Genomic DNA, 8,171 nt, shown 5'->3' with positions numbered 1-8,171 from the left:
GGGGCCGTAGGCGTGGCGGCTGCCGGGCTGGCGGGGTTGGGTGAACGCCCACAGTGCTGCGGTGAGGGTGCCGAGGAGGAACGGCAGCCAGGTGGCTGAGGCGCTGAGGGGGGTGGTGGTGAGTCCGATGAGGCCGGCGAGGCGGACGTCGCCGTAGCCGAGCGCACCCCGACCGGCCTTGTGCAGGACCCAGAACAGGCCGTAGCTGAGCGCCCAGCCGAGTGCTGCGACGGCTGCGAGCAGCCATGTTCGGGTCAGTGCTGCGGTGGCCACGACGCCGAGGACGCTGGCGAGGAGGGTGAGCATGGTGGTGCGGTAGGGCAGGCGGTGCACGTCGGCGTCGACGGCAACCAGCCACGGTGCGGCGATCGCGAGCGGGTACAGGTGGAGCAGGTGGACGGCCGCACCGGTAGCGGTGTAGCGCAGGGTGAGCGCCCCGAGGACACCGGCCAGGGCGAGGGGTACCCATCGGCGGGGGCCGGGCTCGGGCCAGGCCTGGGTGGTCTCTTCGGGGTAGCGGTAGGTGAGCGTGTTGAGCCGTCGGCGCTGGTACTCACCCAGCAGGACGCCACCGATGGTGGCGGCCGCCGTGGCGGTGAGGGTGGGGGCGTCCATGGGGTGTGCTCCTGTGCGGGTTGGTCTGAGGGTAGGTCAGCGACCGCGTCCGCGCGGGTCGTGTCCGTGGCGGGTCGGGATGCGTTCGATGGTCGGTGTGGCGGCTTGGGGCCGGTCGGCGGGGGTTTCGTGGGCCTCTTCTGCGGGGGTGAGCCGCTGCTTGACGTCGTGCAGGCGGGCGAGCTGGCTGTCGGCGGCACGGCGGGCGTTGGTGTTCCACGCGCGCACGTGGTCCTTGAGGGTGCCGCGCAGGAAACCGGCGGGCAGGCCGAGCCGGTCTCCGAGGGCTTGGACGCCGTCCTCCCACCGGTCGGGGGGTTGGGCGGCGAGCACGGCCACGGCGCCGAGGGCAGCGTCGGGGGTGGGCAGGTTGCTGATCCGCTCGTTGATGAGCACGTCGGCCAACGGTCCGGCCTGGGTGAGCGCGTGGTTGAGGGCGGCGGCTTGGCCGGTGGCCAGCAGTTCGGCGGGATCTGTGCCGGGGTTCAGGATGGCGTAGCGGGGGTCGAGGCCGTGGGGGGTGAGCACCCAGTAGTCGCGTTCGGCGGCGAGGCGTCCAGCGAGGTCGGCGTCGGTGGCGATGATCGGGCTGCGGTCGAGGCTGGCGAGTTGGGTGGCCTGCAGGTTGGTCAGGCTGGTGCCGAGCGGGGCCAGACCGACGTAGCGGCCGTGGCTGGCCAGGGTGATGGCGTGGGCGTCCATGGGCCCTTCGGCGAGCACGGGGATGCGGGTGGGATCGGCGGCAAGCAGGTGGGTGGCGCCGTAGAGCTGGTTGCCCTTGTGGAACAGGGGAGTGTCGGGAGTGTTGAGGTACTTGGGGGCCCGCTCGTCGGTGCTGGTGGGGTTGCGGCGCCCGACGAACCCGAGCACGCGGTGGTCGGCGTCGAGGATGGGCAGCATGACCCGGTCACGGAACCGGTCGATCAGGTTCCCGTTGCGGGCGGTGCTGGCGACGCCGGCGGTGAGCATCTCCTGGTTGGTGATGCCGTGGCCACGCAGGTGGTCGACCAGGTTGGTCCAGCCGGCCGGCGCGAGTCCGGGCCGCAGGTCGGGGTGGTCGTGGACGTCGACGCCGAACCGGGCAGGCCGAGGCCGACGCCGCGGACCGCTACCTGCCCCGGGCCCCGCTGCCCCGGGCGGCACGCCCCGATGAACTCGCCGCCGTGATCGCGTTCTGCGCGAGCCCCGAGGCGAGCTACATCACGGGCACCGACATCCTCTGTGACGGCGGCGTGGCAGCGGGTCGGGGACGCCGGGGATCGGGCGCGCAGCACAGCGCGCGTTCGCGCTGCCGTGAAGAGGTGTCACCTCGTCCCCTCGGGGACTGCGCACTTGCCGGGTGACGGCCCACCTCCAATCCTCGAGCGAATACCACGGACGCAGTACACCCATCCGGTGCGCACGAAGGATGTGCCGAGGGCCACACAACGAAAAAATTGTTCACATCGAGGCGATGGCAGATGTCGCCCACCAGAAAGGAATGCACCATGAATGAAAACGAGCACCCGTCCGAGCAGTTCGAGGTCGAGGGCGACAACCTGCTGACCAAGGTCCGCGAACTCATCCACGAGGGCAATGTGCGTCGCATCATCCTGAAACGCGACGGCGACACCTTGCTGGAGATCCCCCTGCAGACCGGCCTGGCGGTCACCGTTCTCACCGCCGCCATGGCTCCCGCCCTGGTCGGCATCGGTGCCATCGCGGCCGTCGTGTCCCGGGTGACGCTGGTGGTTGAGCGGGACGAGTCGGCCCCCGATCCGGCCGAGTCGGGCGAACTCCCGCAGAACTGACGCGGGCACACAGCGGCGGGACGTCACCGTCCCGCCGCTTCGCCGTCCCTCTCGATCCGATCGCCCGACGGTGAACCGTCACGGTGATGAGGCAGCTCGAAGTCCATGCTCTGCACGTCGTCGCGCTGCGACCAGCTCACCCCGGTGCTGCCTTCGGGAATCACCAGGTCGATGGACGTCGGCGCGTCCACCCTCACGCGGACGGTGCCCGCCCCGTCCCGCTCCCAGCGCACCGCGATGCTGCCGTGCGGCGTGGGCACCACCCCCTCAGCGAAGCGGAGATCGCCGGGCACTGGGTCCACGCCGGCGGACGCGAAGCCCGGGCTCAACGGGGATACGCCCAACACCCAGCGGGGGAAGTGTTGCAGCGGGACGCTGCCCCAGCCGTGGCAGTCGCTGCGATGGCTCACCGCGTCCTCGGCCCACGTGGTGAGGTTCAGCTCGAGCATCTCCTGCCACGGCGTCCAGTCGACCACCTCGTGGGCACCGGCGATCCGCGCGGCGTCGAAAAGGCTGTGCGACATCGCGTATGAGCACCGGGTCAGGGTGGCGTCCCCGACGGCTCGGCAGAGGAGGTCGCGCGCGGCCGGTCCGCTGATCGCGCCGGCAAGCACCGCCCAGACCTGCGCGTGCTGGCTCATGGGGACGCCGGAGTCGGAGTCGCGGTAGTACCCGGTGGACGGGTCCCAGGCCGAACTGGCGTTGATGCGGGCGATAACGTCCTCGGCGCGCGCCCGGTACTCGGCGCTTGCGCCCGGTTCGCCACAGGCGTCGGCGATCCGCTCGGCGCTGCGCAACGCGGTGGCGTACTGGAAGGTGAGGATGGTGTTGGCGCGCCGCTCGCCCAGCTCGGGGACGCCGCGACTGGCGCGCCAGGCGTCCGTCCAGTCCACGAAGTTCCAGATCTCACCGTCCGGGTGGGTGTCGGGGCGGTCGGGAGGGGACAGGACGAAACCGTCCTCGGTGAGGGCCGCGTCGAAGACCGACAGGATCGCGTGCACGCGGGGCAGGAAGGGCCGGGTGAAGGACCGGTCTCCCACGTGGTCGAGGTGGTCGGCGAGCATGAACACCCAGAAGAGGGAGAAGCCGGGAATGACCTGGGGAATGATGCCCGGGGCATTGCTCCGGGTCAGACCCTCGGGATGACCGGACGCCGCGAAGTCGCTGATCGCCCGGCGCACCAGCCGGTCGTCGGAAGAGATGTGGAGGGAGAACAGGGCCTGCGAGCGCGTGTCCATGGCGTACTGCAGCTGCTCGTAGAAGGGGCAGTCCTCAAAGGTGTCGTGCATGCAGTTGCGAAGCGTCCGAAGGCTCGTCTCCCACAGCCGGGCGTGGAGGGGAGAGGACGACCGGAACGACCCGGTGACCTCCAGCGGGTAACCCGTGCGCGTCAGCATCACGCCGCGGAGGGTGAGGGGTTCGTCCCCGGTGGTGACCCGGACGCGCAGGTACCGCACGGTCCGGAACCAGAAGGGGCGCCAGAGCTCGGGGGCGTCCGGGCTGCCGTGGCCGGCGACCCGGTAGTGGTCGGGGTCGGCGTGGAGGTCGCCGGTGCGGGCGTCCGTCCGATCGCCCTTGCGTCGGAGCCAGGGGAGGTCGATCGGCTCGCCCTCGTAGCACTCGGCGGCTGTCAAGGTCAGCTCCGCGCCGGCTCCACCGGACATGGCCGCGGAGACGAACGCCGTGGTGAGGACGCCGACGTCGAGGTCGACCTCCACCTCCCGGTGGGCCGGCACCGTGACCGGCCGCCCCCCGAGCAGGGCTTCCCAACCGGGGTCGTCGCCACGGGTGCGCGCGATACCCGCCCAGGGGCACGGCTCGAGGGCCAGGGGCGGCACCGGCCGGGGCAGGACGCACATCGCCGCGTCGCCTGGGGGGCGCGGTGCCGGCACCGGAACGGCCCAGGCGCGGTCGTCAAACCCCGCATCGAGCCACCCATGGTGCTCCAGCGTGGCGTCGACACGTTCCTGGATTCCGAGGAACACCGTGTTGACCCCCTGCAGGAAGGTCCGCCCCGGGCACGGGCTGCATCGCCAGCGGAGGGCGTCCGCGGCATCGGCACCTCCGGGCAGGGGTCCGCTGACCGACAGCCCGGGGGCGGCGCCCCGCCGCAGCGACGCGTTGCCCGGGACGTCCTCCCGATAGGTCAGCACCTCCAGCGCCAGGACGTTGCCTCCGGTGGTGAGGTGAGGAGCGACGTCGACGGTGTCGGCGAACCAGTCCGCCGGGCCGGGCTTCAAGGGGCCGACGGCGACGAGCGTCCCGTTGACGAAAAGACGGTAGCGGTGGACGGCCGTGATCAGCAGGGGCAGCGCGGCTCCCGACGCCCCGGCCCACGTGAACTCGCTGCGGAACCGAGCCAGCCGAGCCACCGAACCGGAGTCGGTGGGGTCGTGGGGCAGCCAGAGCCAGGGGAGGTCCATGCAACTTCTTCCGGACGGAGGGCGGTGCCCGGCCCGGGTGACCCGGGCCGGGGCGGAGGAGCGTCGACGCGGTGCCGCGTCAGCCTTTCAGCCCTCCCGCGAAGCCCTGGATGATGGAGCGCTGCATCAGGAAGTAGGTGATCAGGATCGGCAGGATGCTGATCACGATGCCGGCGAAGATGAGGTTCCACTGGGCGCCGAACTGGCCGACGAACCCGTAGACGGCCACCGTGATCGTCTGCTGGTCCGAGCCGGACAGGTACAGCAGCGGCGTCAGGAAGTCGTTCCACGTCGCCACCGCGGTGAGCACGGCCAGGGTGCCGGTGATGGGCCGCATGAGGGGGAAGACGACGGACCAGAACGTCCGGAACGGGCTGGCCCCATCGATGGCGGCCGCCTCCTCGAACTCGGTGGGCAATGCTCGCAGGAAGCCGGCGTACAGGAGGATCGAGAAGGGCATCGAGCCACCGACGTTGACCAAGATGACGCCGGCCAACGATCCGAGCAGCCCCAGGTCCCGAATGGTCTGGTACAGCGGCAGCAGGCCGAGTTGCGCCGGGAGGAGCAGGCCGGCGAGGAAGCCGAAGTAGGCGACGTTGCTCCAGCGGGCACCGGCCCGCGAGAGCGGGTATGCGGCGGCCGCGGAGATGATGACGACCAACACGACGGTGATGGAGGTCACGATGAAGCTGTTGACGAGCCCGCCGCCAAGACCGCCCTGATTCCACGCATCGATGAAATTGGCGAAGGTCGGCTGGGCGGGCGGGGCGATCAGCGAGCTGGGGTCGCCGGGGGCCTTGAAGGCCAGGCTGAACAGCACGTATATGGGGAACAAGAAGATGAGTGCGGTCAGGATCATCACGGCCTCGAGAATGGCCGTGCGCCACGTGTAGCGATACATGTCAACCCTCCTGCTTCGAGAGCAGCCGGTACTGAATGACGGAGGCCACGGCGACGAACACGGTCAGCACCACGCCGAGGGCCGCGCCGTAGCCGAAGCGGCCGAGCTGGAAGGCGTTCTGGTAGATGAGCGTCGAGATCGTGTTGGACGCCCCGCCGGGCCCGCCCTTCGTCATCGTGAACACCTGGTCGAAGATCTTGAACCCACCGATGACGGACAGCATCACATTGATGGTGATCGCGGGGGCGAGCATGGGGCGGACCACGTGCCAGGTGCGGCGCACCGGGCCGGCACCGTCGATGGCGGCGGCTTCGAGCACCTCCTCGGGCACTCCTTGCAGGCCGGCGAGGAAGATCACCATGGAGTAGCCGACGTTCTGCCAGATGATGACGATCATGATCGACCACACCACGAGGTCGGCGTTGCCCAACCAGTCCTGCCTGAGGGCGCCGAGACCGACCAGCTCCAGCACCTGGTTGATGGCGCCGTTCGGCGCGAAGAGGTTCTGCCACAGGAAGCCGATGGCGATCGACGTGATCACGACGGGGGCGAAGAACAGCACGCGCAGGATGTTGCGCGACTTGATCCGCGCGTTCACGCCGAGGGCGATGAAGAAGCCGAGCAGGTTCTGCACGATGGTGACCACGACCGTGATCAGCACGGTGTTCTTGACCGCGGTCTGGCCGTACGGATCGGTGAAGATGAGTACGTACTGCCGCAGGCCCACGAACTGACTGTCGGTGCTGACGCCATCCCAGTCCGTCAGGGAGTAGGCGCCGCCCTGCACGCTGGGGATGATGACGGCGAAGATGTAGAGGGCGGCTGCGGGGAGCATGAGCCACCACACGGCGGCGGCCGCACTACGGTGCCGGCGTCTGCGTGGCCGTGCGGCGGGTTCGGTGAGGGGAGTCTCGGTCAACGACGCCATCGGGGTGGGCCTTTCAGTCTCGACGGTGAGAGGGGGTGCGCGGTGCGACGCCCGGAGAGGAGCATCGCACCGCGCGGGGGAGGGAGGTCAGCCCGTGAAGGCCGTGTCCATGGTGGCCAGCGCGTCCGCGACGGTGGTCCGATCGCCCAGGAGCTGCTGGAGCTGGTCCTGGTAGACCTGGTTGACGTTCGCGTTCGGCCACAGCTGATCCGGGTAGGGCGCGGTCTTGCCGGTCTGCGCCTGGTCGGCGACACCGGAGAGGACGGCGCTGGGGGTGTAGCCCTCGAGCGGGATGCTGGGGAAGTTGGAGCCGACGTCGACGGCCGTCTGCAGCCCCTCCTGCGACATGTAGTAGTCGATCAGCTTGAGGGCCAGCTCGGGGTTCTCGGCCTTGGCGTTCACGCCGTACCCCGCGCCCAGACCGACCGGAAGCACCGTGTCGGCGGCATTGTCGGTGGCCGGGAACGGGGCCGTCACGAACTCGGCGCCCTCCGGGGCGGCCTCCTGGATCGTCGAGATCTGCTGGCTCACCGTGACGATGCCGAGGGCCTCGCCCGTTGCGACCTACTCGTGGGCGACCTCGATGCTGGTGCCGAGCGGGCTCTCGCTGGGGCAGCCAGCGTCCCGCATCGCGAGGTACTGCTCGAGCGCGGTGCTCCATTCCGATCCGGCGAACGTGGCGGTGCCGTCCGTCATGTCCTGCGCGAACGTCGACCCGGGCTCGTAGACCAGCGTGGACGTCAGCGCGTACACGTAGTGGGAGAAGTTGCCGCCCGCCAGCCCGGCCAACGCGTACGCGACCTTGCCGTTGGACTGCGCGGTGGCGCACAGGTTCATGACCTCGCTCCACGTGGTGGGCGGGGTGGCGCCGACCTCCGCCATCGCCGCCGAGTTGTAGATGGCGGGGATGATGCCGGAGTTGTTCGAAGCCATGAGCACCTTGCCGTCGGCCGTCATGACGCTCTTGTTCGAGTCGCTGAACTCAGAGACCCACTCCTGGTCCGACAGGTCGGCCAGGTAGTTCCCCTTCGCGAGGGTCTGCACCGTGATGGGGTTGCCGTTGCCCGGGAACACCGTGACCACGTCGGACGCGGTGCCCGAGACCAGCTCGGTGTTGATCTGGGTGAGAATGCCGGGCCAGGGGAGGCCGACGTGCTTGACGGTGACCCCGGGGTTGTCCGCTTCGAACTGCTCGATGAGCGCCGCGGCGGTCGCATCATCACTCCAGCCCGACCACGTCAACTCCTGGCTCCCATCGGCACCTGCCGACCCCTGCGAGCCGGACTGCGTCACGGACTGGGGGCCGGCCGCACACGCCGACGAAAGTCCCAGCACCATCACGGACAGGGCGGCGACCGAGAGTGTCGTCTTCTTTCGCATGACTGCTCCGTTGAAATCGAGGAATCGCCGCAGCTCCTGCTCCGGCGCTGGCTCACCCCCCGGCCTCCGTGGCCCGGTGGTTGGCTCATCACCCACGCTAGGAGCCTGCTGAACAATCTGTCCGCGTGCCCACG

The 8,171-nt window shown here is 69.8% G+C and carries 9 protein-coding genes; 2 read left to right on the top strand and 7 right to left on the bottom strand.

The genetic code is table 11. The annotated features are described in order from the left end of the window. Both IFY26_RS17360 and IFY26_RS17355 read right to left on the bottom strand, forming a co-directional pair. A partial coding sequence (locus IFY26_RS17360; RefSeq protein ID WP_232550268.1) for an A24 family peptidase occupies positions 1-615 on the bottom strand: 615 nt, incomplete at its 3' end. A 36-nt stretch (positions 616-651) separates the two neighbouring features. After that, a complete protein-coding gene (locus IFY26_RS17355) occupies positions 652-1,758 on the bottom strand; it encodes a toprim domain-containing protein (RefSeq protein ID WP_232550267.1) in 1,107 nt (368 codons plus the stop codon). Here IFY26_RS17355 and IFY26_RS18430 point away from each other — a divergent pair. Both IFY26_RS18430 and IFY26_RS17350 read left to right on the top strand, forming a co-directional pair. Beyond that, positions 1,728-1,958 (top strand): SDR family oxidoreductase, encoded by a 231-nt coding sequence (locus tag IFY26_RS18430; RefSeq protein ID WP_416046591.1) that lies wholly within the window; start codon positions 1,728-1,730, stop codon positions 1,956-1,958. The two genes, IFY26_RS17355 and IFY26_RS18430, sit on opposite strands and share 31 nt — an antisense overlap. 144 nt (positions 1,959-2,102) lie before the next feature. Next, on the top strand, positions 2,103-2,405 hold the full coding sequence (locus tag IFY26_RS17350; protein ID WP_232550266.1) for a DUF4342 domain-containing protein: 303 nt from the start codon (positions 2,103-2,105) through the stop codon (positions 2,403-2,405). Positions 2,406-2,428: 23 nt separating this feature from the next. On the opposite strand, the gene IFY26_RS17345 is transcribed toward IFY26_RS17350, so the two are convergent. The 5 genes from IFY26_RS17345 to IFY26_RS18310 form a co-directional block, all read right to left on the bottom strand. Beyond that, positions 2,429-4,828 (bottom strand): alpha-L-rhamnosidase-related protein, encoded by a 2,400-nt coding sequence (locus tag IFY26_RS17345; RefSeq protein ID WP_232550265.1) that lies wholly within the window; start codon positions 4,826-4,828, stop codon positions 2,429-2,431. 79 nt (positions 4,829-4,907) lie between these two features. After that, positions 4,908-5,729, bottom strand: a complete 822-nt coding sequence (locus IFY26_RS17340; RefSeq protein ID WP_232550264.1) for a carbohydrate ABC transporter permease — start codon at positions 5,727-5,729, stop codon at positions 4,908-4,910. A gap of 1 nt (position 5,730) precedes the next feature. Further along, the gene (locus IFY26_RS17335; protein WP_232550263.1) at positions 5,731-6,564 is read right to left on the bottom strand and encodes a carbohydrate ABC transporter permease; all 834 of its coding nucleotides are present in this window, start codon (positions 6,562-6,564) and stop codon (positions 5,731-5,733) included. A gap of 180 nt (positions 6,565-6,744) precedes the next feature. After that, complete coding sequence (locus IFY26_RS18315; RefSeq protein WP_332836215.1) at positions 6,745-7,188, bottom strand: hypothetical protein; 444 nt, start codon at positions 7,186-7,188, stop codon at positions 6,745-6,747. 33 nt (positions 7,189-7,221) lie between these two features. Beyond that, entirely contained in the window at positions 7,222-8,037 is an 816-nt protein-coding gene (locus IFY26_RS18310; RefSeq protein WP_332836214.1) for an ABC transporter substrate-binding protein, read from the bottom strand. Between the last annotated feature and the right edge of the window lie 134 nt (positions 8,038-8,171).

Source organism: Propioniciclava soli (assembly GCF_014858005.1).
In the GTDB taxonomy this organism is placed as follows: Bacteria; Actinomycetota; Actinomycetes; order Propionibacteriales; family Propionibacteriaceae; genus Propioniciclava; species Propioniciclava soli.
Note: the sequence above shows the minus strand (reverse complement) of the source record. Positions and strands in the feature narration are given on the sequence as shown.